A 23,394-nucleotide genomic window follows, 5' to 3' on the forward strand; every position below is an offset into this window, starting at 1 on the left:
GGGGCTCAAAGGGGCAGGCGCGAGGCGGCGTTCGCGGTCGATCTGTCGTCGACTACTCAGCACCGAACAGCGGGAGCGAAAAACCGAAAAACCAAAAATCTGAACCGTTCGACGCTATTTAAAAAGCGCTCTCGCCCACCGTCTCCCGGTACGTCGCCCGGCCGGTGTGCGCCGAGTCGTCCCACGACTCCACGTCGACGACGACCCGCGTGTTCACCGCGTCCGCCGGCGCGTCGGCGATCCGCAGCGTCGAGTCGCCGATGCGGGCGACGACCTCGCCGGTCCGGTCGCCGTCGCCGGTGACCATCACTTCGATCACGTCGCCGGCGGCGTAGCCCGGCGCCGACCCGCGGAACGACCAGCCCGCGAGGAACTTGTCGAAGACGCTCACGCGCGAGACACCTCCTCGGAGGCGCGGTCGGGAATGTACTCCCGCCCGAAGCCGGTGATCGCGGCGAGGACGAAGATCGTCACGAGGAACCAGCCGTGGAAGACGTACGGAACGACCTCGATCGGGTTGACGACCATCTCGGGGCCGTACTCGGCCCCGAGCCCGTCGGGGCCGACCATCACCTGATAGCCGACCAGCACGCCGCCCGCCCACGGGAAGATGTAGCCGAGCGCGGAGGTGTTGGCGTCCAAGATGTTCGCGCGCCGGTAGCCGTTGATGTTGAACTTCTCGCCGATCCGGGCGACGTACGGGGCGATCGCGATCTCCGCCGCGGTGTTGATGGTGATCATCCCGTTGATCGTCGCGGTGCCGAGGACCATCGTCAGCTCCGCCCGGCGGACGGTCGTCGCGACGCGGTCGAGGAGGAACGTCTGGATCGCCTCGAAGCCGCCGCCGCGGATCATGATCTGCGCCATCGCGACGATGAGGAGGGTCAGGACGATGAGCGGGAAGAACCCGACCGCGCCGACGTAGAGGCTCCCGCCGACCCCGGCGGTCTCGCCGACCTCGACGACCGGCAGCCCGGAGAGCGCGCCGGCCTCCGTGACCGTGAACGCGACGATGTCGCTCGCGCTCGATAACCCGAACAGGAGGTTGAACCCGACCGCCACGAGCAGTCCCCACGAGATCGCCTCGACGATGTGGCGGCCCGCGACCGCGGTGACGATGACGGTGCCCATCGAGAGCAGGTGGACCAGCCCGAGGGCGTTCGCGGACTCGCGGAGCGCGACGGCCCCCTCCAGCTCCACGCCGGACATGGCCGAGCCCGCGATCAGGTACGCGGCCAGCGCGGGGACCGCCGCCGCGATGGCGTACTTGAACCGCGAGGCGACGACCCCGCCGATGTCGGCGTCCTGCGTGACCGCGCTCACGATCGTCGTGTCGCTGACCGGCGCGAGGTTGTCGCCGAAGACGGCCCCGGAGAGGATGGCGGCGAACAGCAGCACCGGGTTCGCGCCGACGAGGACGCCGGCCGGGAAGAAGAGCGTCACGAACGCGACGGTCGCCCCGTACCCCGTCCCGATACCGGTCGCGAGGAGCCCGCAGAGGACGAACGCCGCCGCGGGGAACGTCGCGGCCCCGACGTTGAGCGCGTCGGCCGCGAAGATGAGCCCATCGACGAAGCCGCCGGCCTGGAGCGTCTGGGCGAACATCCCGGCCCACAGCCACGCGACGATGGCCGTCGCGGCCACGCGCTGGGTCATCCCCTCGAAGATGGTGTCGGCGTACGCCTTCCAGTCGCCGCGGACGAGGAACATCCCGAGCGTCGTCCCGATCAGCGCGCCCACGACGAGCCCGTTGGTGTCCCCGATCCCGAGGACGCCGCTCTGGAAGATCGCCCAGCAGATGAAGAAGACGAGCGGGACCGTGCTCGCCCACTTCCCCCCGCGGAACTCGATCCGGGGGCCGTCGCTCCCTTCGTCGCCGACGCCGAACTCGCTGCCGTCCGGGGGGTCACCGCCGTCGGTCGCGGGCGGGGCCCCGGCTGCCGTATCAGTCATTTGTCTCTCACACACCTCCGCAGACCGACGCCCCACGTAAATCCCCGTGTCCGCTCCGTCAGACGGAACGGGGGCGTTCGCCCGACGGAGTCGCCTCGGCGAGGGACAAGAACACGCTTAAGACCCCCGACGGCGACCCTCCTGACGGGAACAGCACAGCTGCAGATCCGACGCGCCGGGGCCCTTTCGCCCGCGGCTTGGGAATGTAGCAGTGCGCCGACGCCTCCGGCGTCGCGGTCGGGTGGTCCGCTCGCGCGGACCGTCCGATCGAATCGCTCGTCCGCGAGCGATTCGTAGCCGCGCCGCGCGGAGTCGCGGTCACGTTGCGGTTGTGCCGTTCCAACCAGACAGACAATGGCACGAATGCACACGCGCCGTCGCGGTTCGTCCGGTTCGGACAAACCGGCGACGGACGAGACCCCGGAGTGGAGCGACGTCGACGCCGAGGACATCGAGTCCCGCGTCGTCGAACTGGCGGAGCAGGGCCACGACCCCAGCGTCATCGGCCTCAAGCTGCGCGACGAGGGCGTCAAGGGCGTCCCGGTCCCCGACGTGAAGCTGGCGACCGGCAAGAAGGTCACCGAGATCCTCGAAGCACACGACGCCGACGCCGACATCCCCGAGGACCTCCGCAACCTCATGTCGCAGGCGATCCGCCTGCGCGAGCACATGGAGGAGAACGGGCAGGACCACCAGAACAAGCGCGCGCTCCAGAACACGGAGTCGAAGATCCGCCGCCTCGCGAACTACTACCGCGGCGACGAGATCGACGAGGAGTTCACGTACACCTACGAGAACGCCGTCGAGCTCTTAGAGGAGTAACGCGGCCGTAGCGCGGCGACAGGAGTCCACGACACACCATGACCGAAGCGACGTCCGCCACGCCCGCCCCCGACGCGCTCGCCGGCGTCCTCGCAGACGCGCCGTTCGTCCGGCTCGTCGCGACCGACGACGGCGACGCGCTGGCAGCCGCCGGACTGCTCGCGCGAGCGCTCCGAGCGACGGGCACGCCGTTCCAGGCGCGGGTCGCCCGCGATCCGGTCCCGGCCGACGTCGACGACGGCGTCGCGGTGGCGGTCGGCGTCGACCGCGGCCCGCACGCGATCCCCGGGACGGGACGCCCGGCGAGCACGGCGGCCTTCGCGGTCGCCCGCGCGCTCGGCGTCGAGCCCGACCCCGTGGTCGCGCTCGCCGGCGTCGTCGCGGCCGGGTCCGTCCCCGGCGCCGACGGGTCTGGCGACGCGCTCGACGCCGCGGAACGCGCCGGTCGCGTCGAGCGGCGGCCCGGCGTCGCGCTTCCGGTTGCGGGCGGAGACGGCGGCGCGGACGCCGCGCCCTCGCGGTCCGAGGCCCTCGCGGCCTCGACGCTCGCACTGACGCGGTACTCCGGTGATCCCGCGGGGGCGCGCGACGCGCTCGACCCCCTGGGACTGCCCGCCGACCCCGACGCCGACGACCGCCGGCGCTTCGCGTCGCTGGTCGCGGTCGACGCGGTCGACGGCGACGACGCGAGCGAGCGCGCGGCCTCGGCGGCCGAGCGCGCGCTCCGCCCGTACGCGACGGACGGCCCGTTCGAGACGGTCGGCGGTTACGCCGACGTGCTCGACGCGCTCGCCGCGGAAGCGCCCGGGACGGGGATTGCGCTCGCGCTCGCGAGCGACCCCGACCCGTCGCTCCGGACGGCCGCGCTCGACGCGTGGCACCGCCACGGACTGGCGGCTCACCGGGCGCTCGACGACGCGACGGTCGGCCGGCACGACGGCTGCGTCGTCGCCCGCGTCGACGCGCCTCCGACGGTTCTACCGACGGTCGCCCGACTCGCCCGGGACTTCCGGTCGCCGGAGCCCGTCGCGGTCGCGCTCGACGAGGGCGCTGGCCGGCTCGCGGCCCTCGCCACCGAACCGGTCGGACTCGGCGACGCCTGCCGGACCGCCGCCGGCGAGGTCGGCGGCGACGGCTGGGGGTCCCCCGCCCGCGGCGGGATCGCCGTCGAGCCCGACGGACCCGGAGAATCCGACGTCACGGCGGCGCTCGCCGCGCTCCGGGAGGCGATCTGAGATGGTCGACGCTCCCGAGCCGGCCGGCGACGACGCCGACCGGACCGCGACGGTCCGGACCACGCACGCCGACGCCGCGACCGTCGCGGCCGCACTCGGGCCGGACGAGACCGACTCGATGCGGACGCGCGTCGACGGCGACGTCGTCGCCTGTACCGTCGCGCGCCCGACCACCGGCGGGCTCCAGTCGACGCTGGACGACCACCTCGTGAACCTGCGGGTCGCCGACCGCGTCGTCGAACGCGCACGCGACCACGCCGCCGCGGACGACGTCACCGCCGCGCACGACTCCGACTCCACAGACGAACCGCAGACGACCGACACCGACACACACACCGACACATGAGCGAACGATCCGTATCCAAGAGCAGAGAACAGAAGCGCTGGTACTCCGTGCTGGCGCCCGAACAGTTCGACCGACAGGAGCTCGGCGAGACCCTCGCCGAGGAGCCCCAGCAGGTCGTCGGCCGCACGATCACGACGACACTCGACGAGCTGACGGGCGACTCCAACGCGAACAACACGAAGCTGACGTTCAAGATCACCGACGTCGGCAGCGACTCGGCGTACACCGAGTTCATCAAGTACGAGCTGACGCGGGACTACCTGCGCTCGCTCGTCCGCCGCGGCGCGTCGAAGGTCGAGGCGTCGATCACGGTGCTGACCACGGACGACTACCGCATCCGCGTCCAGCCCGTCGCCCTGACCACGAAGAAGGCCGACCGGTCTCAGGAGAAGGCGATCCGCCGCGTCATGATCGACAAGGTCCACGCGGCCGCCGAGGAGCGCACCTTCGAGGCGTTCGTCGACGCGATCGTCGACGGGAACCTCTCGTCGGCCATCTACGGCGACGCGAAGGAGATCTACCCGCTGCGCCGCGTCGAGGTCCAGAAGCTGACCCTCGAAGCGCGTCCGCGCGAGGTCGCCGCCGAGGAGGAGGCGTCCGTCGACGTCGACGCCGACGAAGTCGCGGTCGACGAGTAACCGGGCCGCCCCCCGCGGGCAGCCGTTCTCCGTTTATCCTCGTCCCCAGCGGCAGCGCCGGGAGCTCACGCCGCGTCGACGCGGTCGAGCAGGTCGCCGGCGACGCCCTCGCCGCGGTACGGCTCGCGGACGGACAGTTCACCGACGTGGAGCCGGTCGCCCGCGGCGAACACGGGCGCGGACGACGCGACGCTCGCGGCGGCGTAGCCGACGAGGCGGCCGTCGTCGCTCGTTCCGCCGTCGCCGACGGCGACCCACGTCACCGCCCCCTCGTCGTCGAGCCGGTCCCGTCGGTGCTCGACGCCCGCGGCGACGAGATTGACGTCGTCCGCGAGCGCGTTCCGGTCGGGCGATCGGCTCCATCTCCCGGGCGAACGGCGGCCACAGGTCCTCGACCAGCGGTCGCACGTCCCCTCGCGGAGCCGCCTGACCGTGGGGGTCATTCGGGATCGAGCGCCATCGTCATCTGTTTCCGGTAGTCCTCGAACCCGATCCGCTCGTAGAACGCCACGGCTCGCTCGTTGTCGACGTCGACGTCGAGCCGGACCTGTTCGCAGTCGTGGTCGCGGGCGTCGGCGACCGCGCGCTCGACGAACCGGTCGGCGAGGCCGGTGCCGCGGTACGGCTCCGCGACGTATATCTCGCCGATAACCAGCCGGTCCGGGCGGTCGAACGGGTCGGGACACTCGTCGACGCTCGTCATCAGCAGTCCGACGAGGTCGAGGTCGGGGTCGGTCACGTCGGCGGTCGCGGGGTCGACCGCCGCGTCGGCCGCGCCGTCGGCGGCGGTCGCGGCGATCCAGCCCCGACTTCCCGCCTCCGCCAGTTGGTTCCGCGCGAACTCCACGTGTCGCTCGACGAAGCGCTCCTCGGACCAGTCCGCGAGGTCGTGGGCCGCCACGGCGTCGGCGAGGTCGCGGTTGTACGGGAGCCACAGGTCGGCCGCGTATCGGCGGAGGGCCTCTTCGTCGGACGGGAGCCGTCGGATCGCGGGTCGATCGGCGGACATACCCGGCGTCTCGGTCGGCGGCTGAAGTGCTTTCGGGGCGCGTGCGATCCGTCCGCATCCGGTGATATCCGGGAGACGAAACCTTGAAACGCCGCTCGCACGACCTCACGGGTATGGAACTGCGGGTCATCGAGAAGACCGACACGGAACTCCACATCGAGATCGCGGGCGAGGACCACACGTTCATGAACGTGCTGAAGGGCGCCCTGCTGGAGTCGGACGACGTCGCGGCCGCGACCTACGACATGAACCCCGAACAGTCCGGCGGTCAGACCGAACCCGTCCTCACCGTCAAGGCCGAGGAGGGCGACCCGCTCGACGTGCTCGCGGACGCCGCCGGATCGATCACGGAGCGCACGGACGCCCTGCGCGACGCGGTTCGCGCCGCCTGACCGCGCCCGACCCCCTTCTCCGCCGGACCCCTCCTCGTTCTCTCTCGCGCCACGAGGGGCATACCTAAGTAGCGACTCCCGAAACGGGGGTGTATGCCGCCGAGCGTACTCATGCTGGGGTGGGGGTTCCCGCCGAACATCACCGGCGGGCTCGACGTCCACGTAGGGGAACTGTTCACCGGGCTCCGCGACGAACTCGGCGTCGACGCCACGCTCGTGTTGCCGGCGGAGTTCGCGCCCGACGACGAGCCGGGGCTCGAACCCGTCGAGACCGGCGGGGGAGACGTCGCGGCCCGCATCGGGGAGCTCTCCGACCGCTTCGCCGAACTCGCGCCCGACCACGACGTGATCCACACCCACGACTGGTTCGGGTACGGGCCCGGCCGCGCCGCCGCCCGCGAGTCCGACGCCACCTGGGTCTCTTCGTTCCACTCGCTGGCGAGCGACCGCAACATCGACCCGCCGAGCCGCGAGGTCGAGACCGAGCGCCGGCTCGCGAACGCGGCGGACACCAACATCGCGGTCAGCGAGATCGTCCGCGGAGACATTCGAGAGCTGTACGACGCGGACTCGCGGGTCGTGTACAACGGCTTCTCGACGCCGAAGTTCTCCGGGAGGGACGTCCGCGACGACCTCGGTATCGACGGCGAGATGCTGTTCTTCGTCGGCCGCCACACCGACCAGAAGGGGATCTCGCACCTCCTGTACGCGACGAAGAAGCTCCGCGGTCGCGGCGTGACTCTGGTCGTCGGCGGCTCCGGGCACCAGACCGAGCAGCTGAAGCGGTTCGCCGAACTGCTCGGCATCGACGACCGCGTCGAGTTCGTCGGCTACGTCCCCGAGGCGGAGCTCGGCGACTACTACGCCGCCTCGGACGCGTTCGTCTCGCCCTCGTACGCCGAGCCGTTCGGGATCACGATCACGGAGGCGCTGGAGGCGGGCACGCAGGTCGTCGCGACCCCGTCGGGCGTCGCGGAGGTGCTCCCCGACGGTTGCCTCGTCGAGGTCGAGACGGACTCCGAGTCGATCGTGGACGGGCTCGTCGAGGCGCTCGACCGCGAGGAGCCCCCGGAGTACGAGCGCCGCGAGTGGCTGGACGTGGCCGAGGACACGCTCGCCGTGTACGAAGACGTCGCCTGAACCGTCCGGCCGCTTCCCCCGGACGCCCCTCGCTCAGTCCCCGTTTCTCTCGCTCAGTCCCTCTCGCCCCGGAACACGTCGAACTCGGTCACCGGCTCCGGGTGCGTGACTCTGAACCCGTCGGCGGTCTCCATCACGCCGCGCGTGCTGCCGGTCGCGCCGCCGTACGGGCTCTCCTCGCCGCCGGCCCCCGCGCCCTGATACGGCGAGGTGTACGGCGACCCCCCGACCGGGTCGTCGAACCCCTCGGGCGGGAGGTAGATCCGCTCGCCGCCGTCCGACCGCACGACGACGGCGACATCCCTCGTCCCGGTCACGTCGATGACCGTGCGGTCCTCGGTGATCCGCGCGTCGACGTTCACTTCGGTGTCGTCCATGTAGGGGCCTGCGACCGGGAGCGGTTTAGCCCTGCCGGCGTCGCCCCGTGGGTCGCGGCGTCTCTGGCCCGGAATCGCCGGCCGGTGGTGAATCCTTTTGTGCGGCCGCGCCGAATCTCGCACCGATGGATGTCAACAGCCATGCCGAGGAGCTCGCCTCCGACCTCGGCGTCGACAAAGAGGAGGTCAAAGCCGACCTACAGAATCTACTGGAGTACAGCGTCCCGATAGATGAGGCGAAACAGAGCGTCCGTCGGAAACACGGGGGCGGCGGCGGGTCGACCCCGACTCCCGACGCCGTCGACGTCGGCGAGATAACCACCGACCACGACGGCGTGACGGTCACCGTCCGCGTGCTGACGCAGGGGACGCGCACGATCCGGTACCAGGGCGACGACCTCACGATCCGGGAGGGAGAGATCGCCGACGAGACCGGCGTCACCTCCTACACCGCGTGGCAGGACTTCGGCTTCGAGCCGGGCGACTCGCTGACGATCGGCAACGCCGGCGTCCGCGAGTGGGAGGGGGAGCCGGAGCTGAACCTCAACGACTCGACCACGGTCGCCATCGCCGACGAGGCGGTCGCGGTCGACCGCGAGGTGGGCGGCGACCGCAGCCTCGTCGACATCGCGGCCGGCGACCGCGGGCGCAACGTGGAGGTCCGCGTGCTGGAGGTCGACGAGAAGACCATCTCCGGGCGCGACGGCGAGACGGAGATCCTGGAGGGCGTCCTCGGCGACGAGACGGCGAAGCTTCCCTTCACCGACTGGCAGCCGCGCTCCGAGATCGAGGTCGGCGCGGACCTGCGGATCGAGGACGTGTACGTCCGGGAGTTCCGCGGCGTCCCCTCGATCAACCTCACGGAGTTCTCGACGGTGACGCCGCTCCCCGACCCCGTCGAAGTCGCCGAGGACGCCCCGCGGCTCTCGGTCGCCGACGCCGTCGGCTCCGGCGGGATGTTCGACGTCGAGGTCGTCGGCAACGTCTTGGAGGTCCGCGACGGCTCCGGGCTCATCGAGCGCTGTCCGGAGTGCGGCCGCGTCGTCCAGAACGGGCAGTGCCGGAGCCACGGCGACGTGGACGGCGAGGACGACCTGCGGGTGAAGGCCATCCTCGACGACGGCACCGACACGGTCACCGTCGTCCTCGACGACGAGCTCACCGCCGAGGTGTACGGCGGCGGCCTCGACGACGCGCTCGCCGCCGCGAAGGACGCGATGGACAAGGCGGTCGTCGCCGACGACATCGCCGACTCGCTCGTCGGGCGCGCCTACCGCGTCCGCGGGAACCTCTCGGTCGACGACTACGGGGCGACCCTCGACGCGGTCGAGTTCGAGCTCGCCGACGACGACCCGGCCGCCCACGCCCGCGCCGCGCTCGCGGAGGTGGGCGAATGAGCGACGATGGCCCGGGCACGCGGGAGGTCGCCTACCGCGTGTTCGCCGCCGAGTTCGACGACGCCTCGCTGTCGTACTCCGAGAGCGACGAGGAGCGCGCCCCGAACTACGTCGTCACGCCGACCGGCGCGCGCGTGAACCGCCTGTTCACGGCGGGCGTGCTCACCGAGGTCGAGCGCGTCAACGACGAGACGCGGCGCGGCCGCGTCGTCGATCCGTCCGGCGCGTTCGTCACCTACGCCGGCCAGTACCAGCCGGAGGCGCAGACCTTCCTCGAACGCGCCGACCCGCCGGCGTTCGTCGCGCTCACCGGTAAGGCGCGCACCTTCGAGCCCGAGGACTCCGACCGCGTGTTCACCTCGGTCCGCCCGGAGAGCCTCAACGAGGTCGACGCCGACACCCGCGACCGCTGGGTCGTCTCCGCCGCGAGGGCGACGCTCGACCGCCTCGCGGTGTTCGCGAAGGCCCTCGATTCCGACCTGCGCGGCGACGACCTCCGCGCGGCGCTGGAGGCCGGCGGCGCGCCGGCTCCGCTGGCCGCCGGGATCCCCAAGACGCTCGACCACTACGGCACGACCGCGGCCTACGCCGAGGCGGTCCGCCGGCTCGCGGTCGACGCGCTCGAACTGATCGCGGGCGACCGCGACGAGGTCCGGTCGCTCGACCTCGCGCCCGACGAGGGGGACGCGACCGCGCTCGGCCCGCTCCCCGACACCGACGTGACGATCGCGGAACCGGCCGCGACGACCGAAGGCGACGGGGCCGCGGCCGAGAGCGCTCTCGATCCGGAATCGGCCGCCGGCGAGGACCAGTCGGAGCCGGCCGCGGCGTCGACGGCGGACTCGGAATCGATGGTGGAGCCGGACGCGACCGTCGACGCCGAGTCGACGGCGGACTCGGAACCGACCGTCGACGTCGCGCCCGCCGCAGAGGCCGAACCCTCGGCCGACGCCGGGTCGACCCTCGACGATACCGCCGACCCCGCGGCTGGCGAGCCATCCGCTGCGGAGCCGAGTTCGACCGCCGAACCCGACCCGACCGACTCCGTCGAAGCCGCGTCTACCGCCGACGCAACCGACTCCACCGAGACGGCGGACGACGACGGCCTCGGCGACTTCGACGCGGGCGACGACGAGGAGGCGATCGGCGATTTCGACGCCGGTGGCGACGAGGAGGAGATCGGTGACTTCGACGCCGGTGGCGACGAGGACGACATGTACCAGCTCGACGACGAGGAGCGGGAAGAGATCGAGTCGGAGTTCGGCACCGACTTCGCGACCGGCACCGAGGTCGACGAGCCGGGCGAGGCCGACATCGACGTGCCCGACCCGGAGGAGCTCGCCGAAGAGCCGGCGGACGACCCCGCGGCCGCCGCGGACGACGCGGCCGCTTCCGGCGTCGCGACAGACGAGAGCGAGACCGGCGACGGGGAGCCCGTCGAGGCCGCCACCGAAGCCGACGAGCCGGCCGGCGGCGACGCGGGGTCCGACGCCGGCGCGGCGACGGAGGGCGACGCCGAGGACGTCGACCTCGAAGCCGCGGCGGTCGCGGCGATGGACGACCTCGACGACGGCGACGGCGCGCCTCGCGAGGCGGTCGTCGAGCGCGTCGCGGACGACCACGGCGTCGATCCCGGCGCGGTCGACGACGCCATCCAAGACGCGCTGATGAGCGGGCAGTGTTACGAGCCCGGCGACGGGCTGCTCAAGCCGATCTGATGGCGCGGGTCGAGCCGGTCGTCGGCGAGCCGGCGGCCGTGGCCGACCTCGGCACGGAGCGCGCGCTGCTCGTCGCCGACGTCCACGCCGGCATCGAGGTCGGCCTCCGGTACGAGCGCGGCGTCGAACTCGACTCCCGGGCCGACGCGCGCCACGAGCGCCTCTGCGGCCTCGTCGCGGAGACCGACGCCGACCGGCTCGTCGTCCTCGGGGACCTCGCGCACCGGATCGCCGCGCCTGACGGCGACGAGCGCGAGGAGCTCGAGACCCTGATCCGCGCCGTGACCGACCGCGTCCCGATGACGCTCGTCGAGGGGAACCACGACGCGGGCGTCGCGGAGGCGTTCGCGGACGACCTCGACGTGATCGACGCGGCGGGCGGGTCGATCGGCGGCGGCGTCGCGGTCTGCCACGGCCACACTTGGCCCGACCCCGCGATCGTCGAGGCCGACGTGATCTGTACCGGTCACGAACACCCGCAGGTCCGACTGGAGGACGCGGTCGGCGGCTCGCGCGTCGAGCGCGCGTGGCTCCGCGGCGCGCTCGATCCCGCGGCGTTCACCGAGTCGGGCGAGCGTCCCGACCGGGCGGGCGATCCGCCTGAACTGGTCGTCTTCCCCGCGTTCAACGAGCGCTCCGGGGGAACGTGGGTGAACGTCGACGGACAGTCGTTCCTCGCGCCGTACCTCCCCGCCGCGCTGCCCGCCGCGGACGCGTACCTGCTCGACGGGACGCGGCTCGGAGACTACCGGCGGGTCTGATCGGTGATCACCGCAGACAGCGCCCCGCCGTGTTCAGGCCGGCGGGACAGTTTTGCCTGCCGACCCGGAACCGGCTCTATGGTCACCGACCGCGCGCCCACCGCGATCGACGAACCCGGCTGGAACTGGCTTCGAGTCAAACACGTGACCGGGTTCCCGCGACAGGCCCGTGACGGCTACTTCCCGGAACACGGCGTGACGCGACCTGCGGCGACGACCGAGGCCGACCTCCCTCCGGTCGGTGCGGAGGCGGCGTCGCTTCCGGCCGACCCCGAGACCGTCCGCGACGCCGACCGGCTCGCGCTGGAGACGACGTACCTGAGCGGAAAGTGGCTCGTCGAGCGCCCGCCGGAGACGGTTGACGGTCTCTGGGAGGCGGTGGTCGAGGACGTCGCGGCCGAGCGGTTCTGGGACGCGAAGGTCACGACCGCCGCCGGCCGCGAGGCGTTCGGTGAGGCCGAGCACGCGGTGCTCGTGTTCACGCCCAACTACTTCGACCGGGAGGACGTCGAGCGCGTCCGGCGTCGGCTGCGGGGCGTTCACGGCGTGACCGAGCCGATCCGATACCGGCCCGACGCCTACACGCTCGACGGGGTCCACGAGGAACGGCTCGGCGAACTCGCCGAGAGCGGCGCGTCGCGCTTCCGGGTCTGACCGGGCGAAAACGAGACCGCTGCGGGACTACTCGACCGGGCGGAACCGGAACCCGTCCCAGTCCTGGCTGTCGGGCTCGCGGATGCCGGCACCGGGCTCGCGGAGTTCGTCGGCGTACACCGGCTCGACGCGGTCGCCGATCTCGACGTCGAACTGCTCGCCGCCGTCGCCGTCCGCTGCGTCCCCCGTTTCGTCGCGCTTGGCGATCTGTCCGAGCGCGCGGACCGGCGGACCGTCGTAGCCGTCGCCCATCTCGAACTCGACGATCGCGAGGGTGTTGGGCTCGCGGACGCCCGGCGGCGTCGCGGTCGAGGTCGTCCACGTGACGACCCGGCCCGCGTACTCGCGGAGGTCGACCGTCCCGACGCGCTCCGCGCCGTTCGGGCCCACGGTGTGGGGCGGATGCGTGACGGTGCCGTCCGCGTACTCCGCCGCCTCGAAGGTCGGTTCCCCGCCGTCGCTCCCGCTCGTCTCGTCGCTCTCGTGGTCGCTCATTGGCTTCCCTCCAGGACGGTGGTGGTCACGCAGTTCCCGAACCCGCCGACGTTACAGGCGAGCCCCGTGTCGGCCTCGACCTGTCGCGGACCGGCGTCGCCCGTGACCTGCTTGAATATCTCGTACACCTGCGCGACGCCGCTGGCCCCGAGCGGGTGGCCCTTCGATTTGAGCCCGCCGGAGGTGTTGATCGGGAGGTCGCCGTCGCGGTCGGTGACGCCCTCCTCGACCGCCTTCCACCCCTCGCCCTTCTCGAAGAAGCCGAGGTCCTCGCTCTGGAGGAACTCTAGGATCGTGAACATGTCGTGGAGCTCAGCCACGTCGACGTCGTCCGGGCCGATACCGGCCATCTCGTAGGCGATATCGGAGGAGTCGACGACGCCGCCCATCGTCGTGGGGTCCGCACGCTCGTGGACGACGTGGGTGTCGGTCGCGCCGCCGATCCCCGAGATGACGGCGTAGCTGCCGTCGGGCGCGTACTCCTCGGCGACCGGTTCGGGGCAGAAGACGAGCGCCGCCGAGCCGTCCGTGATCGGACAGAAGTCGTACAGGCGGAGGGGGTCCGCGACGATCGGCGAGTCGAGGACGGTGTCGAGGTCGACCTCCTTCCGGAACTGCGCGTGGGGGTTGTCCACGCCGTTCTCGTGGTTCTTCACCGCGACCTTGCCGAGGCTCTCTCGGGGCGCGTCGTACTCGTCGAGGTAGAGCCGCGCGGTGAGGCCGGCGAACGAGGGGAGCGTTACGCCGTGTTTGTACTCCACCGGATGGGTGAGCGACGCGATCACGTCGGTCGCCTCCGCGGTCGTCCGGTGGGTCATCTTCTCGCCGCCGACCAACATCGTGAGGTCGCTCGCGCCGGAGGCGACCGACTGCCACGCCGCGTACACGCCCGCGCCGCCGGAGGAGGAGGTCTGGTCGATCCGCGCGGTGTAGGCCGGCTGGGCCGCGAGATCGTGGGCGAGCGCGTTCGGGACGCCGGTCTGTCCCTCGAACTCGCCGCTGGCCATGTTCGAGACGTACAGGTGATCGAGGTCGTCGCCGTCGACGCCGGCGTCGTCGAGCGCGGCCGCGCCCGCCTCCGCCAAGAGCTCCCGCACCCAGGCGTCGCGCTGCCCGAACCGGGTCATCGACGCGCCGACGATCGCTACGCGTTCCATACGACCGACTCCGTCGGAGTCGCCTAAAACGTACCTCTCTGCGACCGCCGCGGTCGGCGTCCGGGCGGGGTCAGTCCGCCGCGGTCGGAGCGTCGTCGCCGACCGGAGCGCGACCGTCCTCGGCGGCCGCCGTCGCCGCCGACGTCACGTCCATGAACGCCCGCCGTCGGGTGTAGAAGAAGTAGACGTACGGTATCTTCGCCAACACGTCGAGGAAGGCGTACGTCAGCGCCGCGCCCACCGCGCCGGTGAAGCCGATTCCCGCCGGCCCCATCAGCCAGACGAACGGGTACGCCAACCACAGCAGCCCGACGTGGTTCTTCAGCAGGCTGAACAGGCCCCGCTGCATCGGGTCGTCGGGGACCGCCCGCGGGAAGACCACGTACAGGTACGCGAACAGCGCGACGTGGAACATCGCGGCGACGCCGAACAGCACCCACCTAAGCGTCCCGCCCGCGGCGACCGCTCCGGCTCCGAACGCGACCATCAGCGCGTCCGCGATCATCACGCCCGCGATGGCCCGACGGGACGCGCCGGCGACGTAGCCGATGAACCCGACCAGAAGCGGCGTGGTGATTATCCAGTCGACGTAGCGGAGACCGACGAGCTCGGACCCGTTGATCGTGACCGTCCCGATTCCGAACGCCATCCCGACGTAACAGATCCCGGCGAAGCCGGGGATGAGCGCCAGCGCGGCGAGCCGACCGCGGTGGGCCGATCCGCCCAGCTTCGCGTACAGCGCCGCGGTGATCCCGACGCCGACGAGGAAGGCGACCGCCGCGATCGAGTACGCGGCGCTGACCGCGCCCGTCATCGCGCACCCCCGTCGGTCGTCGCCCGCGAGTGCGGCGTTCCGGCCCCCGCGGCCGGGGAGTCGGGGGCGGACTCGCCCTCCTCGACGGTGAACGCCGCGACCCGGTCTTGGAGGGTCGTCACGGCGTCGGTCTGGAACTCCCGCAGCGAGTCGGAGACGTCCTCGACCACCGACTGTCCTTCCTCTATCTCCGTCGCCGCCTGCTCCGCCGTCTCGGTCGTCTCCGTGCTGAGTTCCGTTATCTCGTCGACGGAGTTCGCGGTGTCGTGTACCGTGTCCGCCTGATCGGACGTCGTCCGCCGGATCTCCGCGAGCGATCCGTTGATCTCGTCGACGGAGTCAGCGATCGTCTCGATGTCGCTCAGCGTCGACTCGACCGTGTCGGTCCCCGTCTGAACGCGCTCCTGTGTCGACCGGATCGACACGGTGACCTCCTCGGTCTGGTCGGCGATGTCGTCTATCATCTTGTCTATCTCGTTCGCGCGCGACTGGGTCTCCTCCGCGAGCCCCTTCACCTCTTCCGCCACCACGCTGAACCCGTCGCCGGAACCGTCCGCGCGGGCCGCCTCGATCGAGGCGTTCAGCGCGAGCATGTTGGTCTGCTCGGCGATTTCGCCGATGATGTCGACGATCTCGGTGATCTCTTCCATCCCGTCTTGGAGCTGCTCGACGCGGTCGACGGCCTGTTCCGCCTCCGCCTCGACCTCGGCCATCTCGTCGAGCGCGCTCTGCGAGGAGCTGCGGGCGTCGTCGCTCGTCGCCGCGACCGTCTCGCTCCGGTCCGACAGGTCGTCGACGGTCGCCGCGATCTCCTCGGCCGAGGCGCTGACGGTCTCGATGTCGGCCGCGATCGACTCCAGTTCGGCGCGCTGGTCGCTCGCCTGCCCGCGGATCGACGTCGCGCTCCCCGTCGCGCTGGCGACGCGCTGTTCGACCTCGTTGCTCATCTCCGCCATCTCGCCCGCGTCGGCCTCGATCCGGTCAGCCATCTCGTGGACCGTCTCGACCGTCCCCTGGAGGTCGTCCATCATCCGGTTGAACGACTCGCCGACGGTCGCGAGGCTCTCGTCGGTCTCGTCGACGTCGACGCGGCGCGTGAGGTCGCCGGTCGCCGCCTCCTCCATCACCTCGGCGTACCGATCGGCGGTCCGTCGGTATCTGTCCGCCATCTCCGTCGCCTCGGTTCGCGCGTCCTCCAGCTCGTCTCGCGTCCGTTCCATCTCCGCCAGTCGGTCCTTCAGCGACACGCGCATCTGCTCGATCGATCCCGCCAGCTCGCCGAACTCGTCCGTCCGGGTGGACCGGACCTCCTGATCGATGTCGCCGTTCGTGACGCGCCGCGTCTGCGCCCCGATCTCCGCGACGCTGGCGATCGTCTCGGCCGCGTTGATCGAGCCTAATGTCAACAGTCCCGCGACGGCCGCGACGATCGTCGCGTTCGCGTCGCCGGTGACCAGCCCGACGGCGACGATGAACGCCCCCGTCGCGACGTATCCGACGCCCAATTTCGCCCCGTAACTGTTTTTCACCGCTGCGAACGTCATGTGTAAGCTAACAGGGAAACCACCGTGTTAAACGGCAGCCCGCCGCTATCAGCCGTGATATTCGGGGTCGGACCGATTTGCTCGCCCGAACGCGGCCCCGGACCTCTCCCGAGCCGCTACTCCGCCCGCCGCCCGCCGTGGCCCGGGTAATCGCGTTCGAACCGGGATCCGATCTCCTCGCGGTCCAGCCGGATGATAACCGGCCGCCCGTGCGGACAGGCGTAGGGGTTCTCGCAGTCGTCGAGCCGTTCGAGGAGGTCGACGACCCGCCCCTCGGTCAACGAGGTGTTCCCGGTGACCGAGGGGTAACAGGCGAGGTCGGCGAGCAGCTCGTCGACGACGTCCGCGACCGGTTCGTCGCCGGCGGCGGCGTCGTCGACCAGCGCCGACAGCACGTCCCGCAGGAGGTCGGGGTCGAGCGCGGCGTCGAAGACGGCCGGCACCGCCGTCACCGCGACCGCGCGGTCGCCCGCGCGCTCGGCCCGGAACCCGATCGCGGCGAGGTCGTCGACGAACTCCTCGAACAGCGCCGCCTCGCGCGCGGTCAACTCGATTCGGACCGGCTCCGCGAGCGCCTGCGCGTCCGCGCCGTCCGCGAAGACCGCCTTCAGCCGCTCGTAGTTCACCCGCTCGTCGGCCGCGTGCTGGTCGATCAACGCGAGCCCGTCGGACGACTCGGCGACGACGTACGTCTCGTGGAGCTGTCCGAGCACCCGCAGCGAGGGCAGCGAGTCGAACTCGCGCTCGCTCTCGGTCGACTCGCCGTCGAGGGTCCGCTGCCGCGTCGGAGACCGGGCCGAGGAGTCCGCCCGCGTTGCGGTCGGCGTCTCGGTCCCGCCGTCACCCCCGGTCCCGTCGTCGACCCCGTCCTCGGTGTCGTCGACCCCGCCCTCGGCGTCGTCGACCTCGCTCCCCGGATCGTCGGTCGCGGCCGTCGGAGCCGCGTCCGCCGCCGGGGACTCGTCCTGCCAGTTCCGCGGGGAGGGTCGCGCGCCGCCGTTCGCGCCGGCGTCTCGGTCGCCCGCCGCCGACTCNGTGGTCGGAGCGTGCCCCGCGCCAGCGGTGCCGTCCTCGCCGTCCTCGCCGTCCTCGCCGCCCACGTCGTCGACGGCCCACGCGTCGTCGTCCGCCGGATCCGCCTCGGTCGCGACCGACGGGTCGGCGTCGGCCCCGACCGTCTCGACTCCGTCCCCCTCGTCGGCGGTCGACTCGGGGTCCGTCGACTCCGCCGACGGGGCGGACTCGCGTCCCTCGCGCGCGGCGCGCTCGTGGTCGGTGTCCGCGCCGCCGACGGCCTCGGTGTCCGGCGTTTCGGGCTCGACGGCCGTCTCGTCGGGCGCTGACCGCCCGCGGGGTGCCGTCGACCGGATCAGCCCGTGATCGAGCAGGGCCTCCTCCACGGCCGACTCGACCGCGGCCCTGACCGCCGGCTCCTCGTCGAAGCGGACCTCCAGCTTGCGGGGGTGGACGTTCACGTCCACGTCGCCGGCCGGGACCTCGACGAAGAGGACCGCGAAGGGGTAGCGGTCAGGGGCCAGCTGACCGCCGTACGCCTCCAGCGTCGCCTCGCGGAGCGCGCTCGCGGTGACGTACCGCCCGTTGACGTACGTCGAGAGGTACTCGCGGGTCGAGCGGGTCGTCTCGGGGTGCGAGACGAGGCCCGTCACGCGCCGGACCGGCGCGCCGTCGTCGCCGGGGTCGTCGTCCGCGCCGGCCCCGTCCGGCGACCAGGCCACGTCGATCATCGACTCCGCGACCTCCCGGCCGTAGACGGCGAGGACGGCGGAGCGGAGGTCGCCGTTCCCCTCGGTCGCGAACGTCTCGCGCCCGTCGTGTTCCAGCGAGACCGCGACGTCGGGGTTCGCCAGCGCGTAGCCGGTGACCACGGTGTTCACGTGGTCGAACTCCGTGGCGGTCCGCTTGAGGAACTTCTCGCGGGCGGGCGTGTTGTAGAAGAGGTCGTCGACCTCGACGGTCGTCCCCGCGGGACAGCCCGCCGGGCGGACCTCGCCCACGTCGCCGCCCGCGACGGTGATCTCCGCGCCCGCCTCGGCGTCAGGGGGGCGCGACCGGACGGTGAGCCGCGAGACCGCGCCGACGGTGTACAACGCCTCGCCGCGGAAGCCGAGCGTGGCGACGCCGCGGTCGAGGTCCTCGATGTCGCCGATCTTCGAGGTGGCGTGCTCGGCGACGGCCGCCTCCAACTGGTCGCCGGAGATGCCGACGCCGTCGTCGCGGACGCGGATCCCCTCGGTCCCGCCCGCCTCGACCGAGACGGCGACGCGGCTCGCGCCCGCGTCGAGGCTGTTCTCGACCAACTCCTTCACGACGCTCGCGGGCCGCTCAACGACCTCCCCGGCCGCGATCCGCTGGACGGTCCGCTCGTCCAACCGCTCGATGTCTGGCGGCTCCATTCGTACGCTCCGTCTGACGAGCGCGCACTTGAAGCCGTTGTCGGGCGGGGTGGCGACGGGGCGGGAACCCGGGCGGCGGCGCTAATCACGACCGGACCACGACGGCGCGTGCCGACGAGCGCCCGTAGGCGCGAGCCGCACGCATGAGGTGCGGTGCTGTGCGGGACGCCTTCGGTGGTGCCCGCCGGGACCCACCGATCTCCGAGCACGGCACGCAGAGAACGTACGAACGATCGGTTCACGGCCGAGAGGGCCGGCTCGGAGATCGGCTCTACTTACGCGATCGCCGCGGCGATCGCCTCGTCGGTGCGGAGCACGTCCTCGCCGGTCTCGGCGTCGAACAGGCGGCGGTCCGCCTCCTCGAAGACGACGCCGACCTCGTCGCTCACCTCGGGCTGGTCGACGGCGCGAGCTCCTTGGGGACGATTCTGGAGGTGATCCTCCCGCTGACGAAGCCGAGGCTCGCCGTCGTGCTCATCTTCGTCTGGCTGGCCGGGTGGAACGAGCTCATCATCGCGCAGACGCTGCTACGCCCGGAGAACTACCCGCTCTCGGTGAAACTGTACAACGTCGCGACCGAGGGCCGGTTCTCGACGCCGTGGACCCGCTTCGCGGCGTTCGCGAACCTGTTCGCGCTGCCGGTCGCGATCGTCTACTTCGCGGCGCAGCGCTCCGTCTCGCGTTTCTCGTTCTCTCTTCTCGTCCCTTCGTCTCGCCTTCCGCGGTCTCCCGGAACCGTTCGCGATCAGTCGTCCGCGGTCGGCGTCGGCGGCGAGCCCGCGAGCCGGTCCCGGTCGTGGTCGGCCTTGAAGTCGAGGTCGGGGCCGCGCGCGATGATACCCGTCGGGGTCACGTCCGGGTGCGTGGTGTAGTAGTGTTCCTTGATGTGACTCATGTCGACCGTCTCGGCGACGCCCTCCGTCTGGTAGACGTCGCGCAGGTACGGCCAGAGATTGTCGTACTGGTGGACGAACTTCCGGTTACACATGAAGTGGGTGTGGTACACCTGATCGAAGCGGACGAGCGTGGTGAACAGACAGACGTCCGCCTCGGTGAGCGAGTCGCCGACGAGGTAGCGCCGGCCGGCGAGGTGCTCGTCGTAGCGGTCGAGCGCGTCGAAGAGGTCGTCCATCGCGTCGTCGTAGGCCGCCTGCGAGGTGGCGAAGCCGGCGCGGTAGACGCCGTTGTTGATCGGCTCGTAGATGTCGGTGATGACCTCGTCGACGTCCGCGACGGTCGCGTCGTCGTCCGCGTCGGGGAGCAGCGAGACGCCGTTCCCGAGGTCGGCGAACGCCGTCGAGAGCATTCGGAGGATCTCCCGCGACTCGTTATTGACGACGGTCTCTTCCTTCGTGTCCCACAGCACGGGCACGGTCACGCGACAGGTCGCGTCGGGGTCGGCCGCGACGTACAGTTCGCGGAGGTAGTCGCTGTCGTGGAGGTGGTCGCGCGTACAGGCCTCCTTGTCGGGGCTGAACTGCCAGCCGCCCTCGCCCCGCCACGGGTCGACGACCGAGACGCCGATCGCGTCTTCGAGGCCCAGCAGCGACCGCGCGAGCAGGGTGCGGTGCGCCCACGGGCACGCGTACGAGACGTACAGGTGATAGCGACCGGCCTCCGGCTGGAAGCGCTCGTCCGGTTCGGCGTCGACGTCGGCCGGCACGTCGCTGCCCGCGACCCAGTTCCGGAACGTGGTCTCGCCGCGCTGGAAGGCCCCCTCCTCGTCCGTCGTCTCGTAGGTGTCCGTCCGCCACTCGCCGTTCACGAGTTGATTCATACGCGATCCTTCGGCTTCGGCCCCTATAACGTGGCCGGGGACACGCGTGTCACCCGCCGGACGGAGAGGAAGCATCCGCGTGCCGACCGCTTCGCACCCCACCGACCGACGACAGATCGTCAGAAGACACCTCCAAAGCCCCAGTCGAGCCCCACTCCCGCACCGCAACCGCACCTCACGCCTCCCCAACCTCGCGGTTCGCGCTCTCCGAGCGCTCACCGCNCCCCCCCCCCCCCCCCCCCCCCCCGCCCCCCGCGGCCGCCGCTTCGCTCCGGCCGCTCGCACGCACGCGCCACCGCAGCCCGTGGGTGTCGTCGTCGTCCCGGTGGCTTTTCCTCGTCGCTCGCGTGTCCCGACGCATGACCGACGCAGACGAGGCGGCGCCGACGGTCGCGGTCGTCGGCGGCGGCGCGGTCGGCGTCACGACCGCCCACGACCTCGCGGCGCGCGGCGCCGAGGTGACCCTCTACGAGCGCGACGAGTTGGCGGCCGAGAGCTCCGGCCGCGCGGCGGGCCTCCTCTACGACGCGTACGCCGAGGACATCGACGCCGCGATCGGTGCCCGATCGATCGAGCGGTTCCGCGCGTTCGACCGGTCGCTGCCCGGCTTCTCGTTTTCGCCCTGCCCGTACGTGATCGCGGTCCGCGAGGGCGACCCGGACGCCGACGCCGTCCCGGCGATGGTCGATCGCATGCGTGGCCACGGCCGCGAGGTGTCCGTCGTCGACCCCGCCGCGCTCGGCGAGCGGTTCCCGTCGCTCCGCACCGACGACCTCGCCGTCGCCGCCGTGGCCGAGGGGGCCGGCTGGACCGACCCGCCGAGCTACGTCCGCGCTCTCGCCGACCGCGCCGCCGGGGAGGGGGTCGCGATCGAGACGAACGCCGCCGTCGCGCTCGGGCCGCGGACCGACGCGGGACGAGCGGTCCGGATCCGCGACGCCGGAAGCGACGGGAGTTCGGGGACCGAGACGCGCGCCTTCGACGCGGTCGTCGTCGCCGCCGGGGCGCACACGCGGTCGCTCCTCGCGGCCGCGGGCGTCTCCGTCCCGGTCGTCCCCTACCGCGTTCAGGCGCTCGTGGCGCGGCGCGACTACGCCGGGCCGATGGTCTACGACGCCACCGCCGACGCGTACCTCCGCCCGCACCTGGAGGGCCTGCTCGCGGGCGACGGCACGGAGCCGGTCCCGGCCGACCCGGACGACTACCGCCGCGCGGCGGACGACTGGTTCCGCGAGGATATCGCCGGCGTCCTCGACGAGCGCCTCGGTCGCGTCGACCGCCCCGACGACGCCGGGCGACCCGACCGCGGCGAACGGGTCGACCGCGACCTCGGCGACGCGCGGGCGTGGGCCGGGCTCTGCACCGCGACGCCGGACGGCGACCCGCTCGTCGGCCCGATCGACGCGGCGGGGGCCGACCCGACGCTGTTCGTCGCCGCCGGCTGGCAGGGACACGGGTTCATGCGCGCGCCGGCCGTCGGCGAGACGACCGCGGAAGGCGTGCTGGCGTCGCTCGCGGGCGTCGCGTTCGACGACCCGGACTCACCGTGGGTCGGCGCGTTCGACCCCGAGCGGTTCGACGGCGACGAGGCGTTCGAGATCGCCGAGGGCATGTCGCTGTCGAACCGGACGGAGGAGAGGTGAGGAGAAGTGAGGTCGCCCGAGCGGGCGGGGCCGAGCGGCGGTCAGTCGTCCTCTTCGACGACGTCGACGTCGCCGGAACCGCCGCGCTTGGGGATCTCGACGTGGAGCGTTCCGTTGCGCGTGAGCGTCGCGTTCGCGCCCTCGGGCGTCACGTCGGCGTCGCGCGGCAGGTCGACGCTGCCGGACAGCGAGACGCCCCGGCCCGGGAACACGAGGTCGTAGCCGTCGTAGAAGTCCCGGAAGCGTTCGAGCGAGACCTCGACGGTGCGGTCGAGGAAGGTGACGTCGACGTCCTCGCCGCGGACGCCGGGGGCGTCGAAGACGACGAGGTAGGCGTCGTCGCTCTCGAGGAGGTCGGTGGAGAGCGGGCGGCGCTCCTGGACGCGACCCCACCCGCGGCCGAGGCGTTCGAGGGCGCTACGGAGCGCGGACCGACCGCTCTCGACGAGTCCGCTCACGGCTCACACCTCGATTTCGACGAGGTCGCTCCCGCCGCAGTACGGACACGAGAGGTCCCCGACCGCGTGGTCGTCGGGCACGTCGTACGTGTAGTGGTTCTCGAACATGTCGAGCTCGCAGTCGTCGCTGACGCACTTGACCTCCATCGTCGATGGCATACGCGAACGTAGTGTCGGCGTCGGTTTAAACGGCGTGGCGGCGGCGAGCCGGGGACGCGAAACGCGCGGCGCGGCGATCAGACGCCGGCGCCGCGCATCCGGTCCGGAACGACGGTTCGCTCGGCGAGTAACACGACGGCGGTCCCGAGCGCGACGCCGGCGACGAAGCCCGAGGTGCCCGGGAAAAGCGCCGGGGCGAACGCGAGCGACGCCCCGAGCCAGACGGACGCAACGAGGAGACCGACGCCCCAGGCGACGTACGTCAGCGTCTCGCGGCGGTCGCTCGGAATCCGGTCCCGCGCCAGCCACGCCGTCGGGCCGAGGACGACGGCGGTGCCGGCCGCCCACGCGGCCGCGGCTCCCCACGGGCGCGGCTCGGCGGCGTAGAACCGTCCCGCAACGAAGAGGGCGAACCCGGCGAACACGACGTATCGGACCGCGCGCAGCCGGGTCGAAGTCGTCTCGGAGGGCATACGACTCGATTCCGCAGC

At 72.0% G+C, this 23,394-nt stretch carries 25 protein-coding genes and 1 pseudogene; 12 read left to right on the top strand and 14 right to left on the bottom strand.

The genetic code is table 11. The features are described 5' to 3' along the window. Positions 1-118: 118 nt before the first annotated feature. Both C464_RS13545 and C464_RS13550 read right to left on the bottom strand, forming a co-directional pair. A complete protein-coding gene (locus C464_RS13545) occupies positions 119-391 on the bottom strand; it encodes a DUF7513 family protein (RefSeq protein WP_006114317.1) in 273 nt (90 codons plus the stop codon). After that, positions 388-1,953: a Na+/H+ antiporter NhaC family protein gene (locus tag C464_RS13550; RefSeq protein WP_006114318.1), complete on the bottom strand. Its 1,566-nt coding sequence runs from the start codon at positions 1,951-1,953 to the stop codon at positions 388-390. Before C464_RS13550 ends, C464_RS13545 begins: the two co-directional genes overlap by 4 nt. A gap of 354 nt (positions 1,954-2,307) precedes the next feature. Here C464_RS13550 and C464_RS13555 point away from each other — a divergent pair, with 354 nt between their 5' ends. The 4 genes from C464_RS13555 to C464_RS13570 are packed head-to-tail and all read left to right on the top strand — an operon-like array spanning position 2,308 to position 4,994. Further along, the gene (locus C464_RS13555; protein ID WP_006114319.1) at positions 2,308-2,775 is read left to right on the top strand and encodes a 30S ribosomal protein S15; all 468 of its coding nucleotides are present in this window, start codon (positions 2,308-2,310) and stop codon (positions 2,773-2,775) included. A 38-nt stretch (positions 2,776-2,813) separates the two neighbouring features. Beyond that, positions 2,814-4,010, top strand: a complete 1,197-nt coding sequence (locus tag C464_RS13560; RefSeq protein ID WP_006114320.1) for a hypothetical protein — start codon at positions 2,814-2,816, stop codon at positions 4,008-4,010. 1 nt (position 4,011) lies between these two features. Beyond that, positions 4,012-4,356 (top strand): KEOPS complex subunit Pcc1, encoded by a 345-nt coding sequence (locus C464_RS13565; RefSeq protein ID WP_006114321.1) that lies wholly within the window; start codon positions 4,012-4,014, stop codon positions 4,354-4,356. Continuing rightward, entirely contained in the window at positions 4,353-4,994 is a 642-nt protein-coding gene (locus tag C464_RS13570; protein WP_006114322.1) for a 30S ribosomal protein S3ae, read from the top strand. The genes C464_RS13565 and C464_RS13570 overlap by 4 nt, the downstream gene beginning before the upstream one ends. A gap of 65 nt (positions 4,995-5,059) precedes the next feature. Here C464_RS13570 and C464_RS13575 read toward each other — a convergent pair whose 3' ends face one another. Next, positions 5,060-5,437 (bottom strand): GNAT family N-acetyltransferase, encoded by a 378-nt coding sequence (locus C464_RS13575; RefSeq protein ID WP_006114323.1) that lies wholly within the window; start codon positions 5,435-5,437, stop codon positions 5,060-5,062. After that, positions 5,434-6,003, bottom strand: coding sequence for a GNAT family N-acetyltransferase (locus tag C464_RS13580; RefSeq protein ID WP_006114324.1), 570 nt, complete (start codon positions 6,001-6,003; stop codon positions 5,434-5,436). Before C464_RS13580 ends, C464_RS13575 begins: the two co-directional genes overlap by 4 nt. 113 nt (positions 6,004-6,116) lie before the next feature. Between C464_RS13580 and C464_RS13585 the strand changes: the two genes are divergently transcribed. After that, complete coding sequence (locus C464_RS13585; RefSeq protein WP_004596453.1) at positions 6,117-6,395, top strand: DNA-directed RNA polymerase subunit L; 279 nt, start codon at positions 6,117-6,119, stop codon at positions 6,393-6,395. A 111-nt stretch (positions 6,396-6,506) separates the two neighbouring features. Then, positions 6,507-7,535: a glycosyltransferase family 4 protein gene (locus C464_RS13590; RefSeq protein WP_006114325.1), complete on the top strand. Its 1,029-nt coding sequence runs from the start codon at positions 6,507-6,509 to the stop codon at positions 7,533-7,535. A gap of 53 nt (positions 7,536-7,588) precedes the next feature. Here the strand turns inward: C464_RS13590 and C464_RS13595 are convergent, their stop codons facing one another. Further along, the gene (locus C464_RS13595) at positions 7,589-7,912 is read right to left on the bottom strand and encodes a DUF7510 family protein (protein WP_006114326.1); all 324 of its coding nucleotides are present in this window, start codon (positions 7,910-7,912) and stop codon (positions 7,589-7,591) included. A 125-nt stretch (positions 7,913-8,037) separates the two neighbouring features. On the opposite strand from C464_RS13595, the gene C464_RS13600 reads away from it, so the two are divergent. From C464_RS13600 to C464_RS13615, 4 genes are all read left to right on the top strand, one after another. Then, positions 8,038-9,309: a Single-stranded DNA binding protein gene (locus C464_RS13600; RefSeq protein WP_006114327.1), complete on the top strand. Its 1,272-nt coding sequence runs from the start codon at positions 8,038-8,040 to the stop codon at positions 9,307-9,309. Continuing rightward, positions 9,306-11,027, top strand: a complete 1,722-nt coding sequence (locus C464_RS13605; RefSeq protein WP_006114328.1) for a hypothetical protein — start codon at positions 9,306-9,308, stop codon at positions 11,025-11,027. Before C464_RS13600 ends, C464_RS13605 begins: the two co-directional genes overlap by 4 nt. Further along, positions 11,027-11,788 (top strand): metallophosphoesterase, encoded by a 762-nt coding sequence (locus C464_RS13610; RefSeq protein WP_006114329.1) that lies wholly within the window; start codon positions 11,027-11,029, stop codon positions 11,786-11,788. Before C464_RS13605 ends, C464_RS13610 begins: the two co-directional genes overlap by 1 nt. 78 nt (positions 11,789-11,866) lie before the next feature. After that, entirely contained in the window at positions 11,867-12,442 is a 576-nt protein-coding gene (locus C464_RS13615; RefSeq protein ID WP_006114330.1) for a putative phosphothreonine lyase domain-containing protein, read from the top strand. Positions 12,443-12,469: 27 nt separating this feature from the next. Here the strand turns inward: C464_RS13615 and C464_RS13620 are convergent, their stop codons facing one another. From C464_RS13620 to mutL, 5 genes are all read right to left on the bottom strand, one after another. Then, positions 12,470-12,937 carry a PhlB family protein gene (locus C464_RS13620; RefSeq protein WP_006114331.1) on the bottom strand — a complete coding sequence of 156 codons (468 nt, stop codon included), beginning with the start codon at positions 12,935-12,937 and terminating at the stop codon, positions 12,470-12,472. Next, positions 12,934-14,094: a thiolase family protein gene (locus C464_RS13625; RefSeq protein WP_006114332.1), complete on the bottom strand. Its 1,161-nt coding sequence runs from the start codon at positions 14,092-14,094 to the stop codon at positions 12,934-12,936. The genes C464_RS13620 and C464_RS13625 overlap by 4 nt, the downstream gene beginning before the upstream one ends. A gap of 70 nt (positions 14,095-14,164) precedes the next feature. Next, complete coding sequence (locus C464_RS13630; RefSeq protein ID WP_006114333.1) at positions 14,165-14,908, bottom strand: bacteriorhodopsin; 744 nt, start codon at positions 14,906-14,908, stop codon at positions 14,165-14,167. Continuing rightward, entirely contained in the window at positions 14,905-16,452 is a 1,548-nt protein-coding gene (locus tag C464_RS13635; protein ID WP_239640236.1) for a methyl-accepting chemotaxis protein, read from the bottom strand. The genes C464_RS13630 and C464_RS13635 overlap by 4 nt, the downstream gene beginning before the upstream one ends. Before the next feature lie 116 nt (positions 16,453-16,568). Next, complete coding sequence (gene mutL, locus C464_RS13640; RefSeq protein WP_006114335.1) at positions 16,569-18,866, bottom strand: DNA mismatch repair endonuclease MutL; 2,298 nt, start codon at positions 18,864-18,866, stop codon at positions 16,569-16,571. Positions 18,867-19,261: 395 nt separating this feature from the next. Here mutL and C464_RS19925 point away from each other — a divergent pair. Beyond that, positions 19,262-19,543, top strand: a pseudogene (locus C464_RS19925) (sugar ABC transporter permease); the annotation flags it as partial. A gap of 68 nt (positions 19,544-19,611) precedes the next feature. Here the strand turns inward: C464_RS19925 and C464_RS13645 are convergent. Then, positions 19,612-20,643 carry a glutathione S-transferase family protein gene (locus tag C464_RS13645; protein WP_006114338.1) on the bottom strand — a complete coding sequence of 344 codons (1,032 nt, stop codon included), beginning with the start codon at positions 20,641-20,643 and terminating at the stop codon, positions 19,612-19,614. 359 nt (positions 20,644-21,002) lie between these two features. Here C464_RS13645 and C464_RS13650 point away from each other — a divergent pair, with 359 nt between their 5' ends. Further along, the gene (locus tag C464_RS13650) at positions 21,003-22,286 is read left to right on the top strand and encodes an NAD(P)/FAD-dependent oxidoreductase (RefSeq protein ID WP_006114340.1); all 1,284 of its coding nucleotides are present in this window, start codon (positions 21,003-21,005) and stop codon (positions 22,284-22,286) included. 41 nt (positions 22,287-22,327) lie between these two features. Here C464_RS13650 and C464_RS13655 read toward each other — a convergent pair whose 3' ends face one another. The 3 genes from C464_RS13655 to C464_RS13660 all read right to left on the bottom strand — a co-directional run bounded on the left by C464_RS13655 (position 22,328) and on the right by C464_RS13660 (position 23,376). Continuing rightward, a complete protein-coding gene (locus tag C464_RS13655; protein ID WP_006114341.1) occupies positions 22,328-22,744 on the bottom strand; it encodes an Hsp20/alpha crystallin family protein in 417 nt (138 codons plus the stop codon). Positions 22,745-22,747: 3 nt separating this feature from the next. Further along, positions 22,748-22,903 (bottom strand): DUF7559 family protein, encoded by a 156-nt coding sequence (locus C464_RS19300; RefSeq protein WP_006114342.1) that lies wholly within the window; start codon positions 22,901-22,903, stop codon positions 22,748-22,750. 77 nt (positions 22,904-22,980) lie between these two features. Further along, the gene (locus tag C464_RS13660; RefSeq protein ID WP_006114343.1) at positions 22,981-23,376 is read right to left on the bottom strand and encodes a hypothetical protein; all 396 of its coding nucleotides are present in this window, start codon (positions 23,374-23,376) and stop codon (positions 22,981-22,983) included. Positions 23,377-23,394 lie beyond the last annotated feature (18 nt).

Source organism: Halorubrum coriense DSM 10284 (genome assembly GCF_000337035.1).
In the GTDB taxonomy this organism is placed as follows: domain Archaea; phylum Halobacteriota; class Halobacteria; order Halobacteriales; family Haloferacaceae; genus Halorubrum; species Halorubrum coriense.

Coding starts and splice junctions, on each gene's coding strand:
- C464_RS13560 (WP_006114320.1), top strand. CDS start 2,814: ATGACCGAAGCGACGTCCGCCACGCCCGCCCCCGACGCGCTCGCCGGC.
- C464_RS13580 (WP_006114324.1), bottom strand. CDS start 6,003: ATGTCCGCCGATCGACCCGCGATCCGACGGCTCCCGTCCGACGAAGAG.
- C464_RS13550 (WP_006114318.1), bottom strand. CDS start 1,953: ATGACTGATACGGCAGCCGGGGCCCCGCCCGCGACCGACGGCGGTGAC.
- C464_RS13660 (WP_006114343.1), bottom strand. CDS start 23,376: ATGCCCTCCGAGACGACTTCGACCCGGCTGCGCGCGGTCCGATACGTC.
- C464_RS13575 (WP_006114323.1), bottom strand. CDS start 5,437: ATGACCCCCACGGTCAGGCGGCTCCGCGAGGGGACGTGCGACCGCTGG.
- C464_RS13570 (WP_006114322.1), top strand. CDS start 4,353: ATGAGCGAACGATCCGTATCCAAGAGCAGAGAACAGAAGCGCTGGTAC.
- C464_RS13625 (WP_006114332.1), bottom strand. CDS start 14,094: ATGGAACGCGTAGCGATCGTCGGCGCGTCGATGACCCGGTTCGGGCAG.
- C464_RS13595 (WP_006114326.1), bottom strand. CDS start 7,912: ATGGACGACACCGAAGTGAACGTCGACGCGCGGATCACCGAGGACCGC.
- C464_RS19300 (WP_006114342.1), bottom strand. CDS start 22,903: ATGCCATCGACGATGGAGGTCAAGTGCGTCAGCGACGACTGCGAGCTC.
- C464_RS13620 (WP_006114331.1), bottom strand. CDS start 12,937: ATGAGCGACCACGAGAGCGACGAGACGAGCGGGAGCGACGGCGGGGAA.
- C464_RS13615 (WP_006114330.1), top strand. CDS start 11,867: ATGGTCACCGACCGCGCGCCCACCGCGATCGACGAACCCGGCTGGAAC.
- C464_RS13605 (WP_006114328.1), top strand. CDS start 9,306: ATGAGCGACGATGGCCCGGGCACGCGGGAGGTCGCCTACCGCGTGTTC.
- C464_RS13635 (WP_239640236.1), bottom strand. CDS start 16,452: ATGACGTTCGCAGCGGTGAAAAACAGTTACGGGGCGAAATTGGGCGTC.
- C464_RS13590 (WP_006114325.1), top strand. CDS start 6,507: ATGCTGGGGTGGGGGTTCCCGCCGAACATCACCGGCGGGCTCGACGTC.
- C464_RS13555 (WP_006114319.1), top strand. CDS start 2,308: ATGGCACGAATGCACACGCGCCGTCGCGGTTCGTCCGGTTCGGACAAA.
- C464_RS13645 (WP_006114338.1), bottom strand. CDS start 20,643: ATGAATCAACTCGTGAACGGCGAGTGGCGGACGGACACCTACGAGACG.
- C464_RS13600 (WP_006114327.1), top strand. CDS start 8,038: ATGGATGTCAACAGCCATGCCGAGGAGCTCGCCTCCGACCTCGGCGTC.
- C464_RS13585 (WP_004596453.1), top strand. CDS start 6,117: ATGGAACTGCGGGTCATCGAGAAGACCGACACGGAACTCCACATCGAG.
- C464_RS13630 (WP_006114333.1), bottom strand. CDS start 14,908: ATGACGGGCGCGGTCAGCGCCGCGTACTCGATCGCGGCGGTCGCCTTC.
- C464_RS13565 (WP_006114321.1), top strand. CDS start 4,012: ATGGTCGACGCTCCCGAGCCGGCCGGCGACGACGCCGACCGGACCGCG.
- C464_RS13610 (WP_006114329.1), top strand. CDS start 11,027: ATGGCGCGGGTCGAGCCGGTCGTCGGCGAGCCGGCGGCCGTGGCCGAC.
- C464_RS13650 (WP_006114340.1), top strand. CDS start 21,003: ATGACCGACGCAGACGAGGCGGCGCCGACGGTCGCGGTCGTCGGCGGC.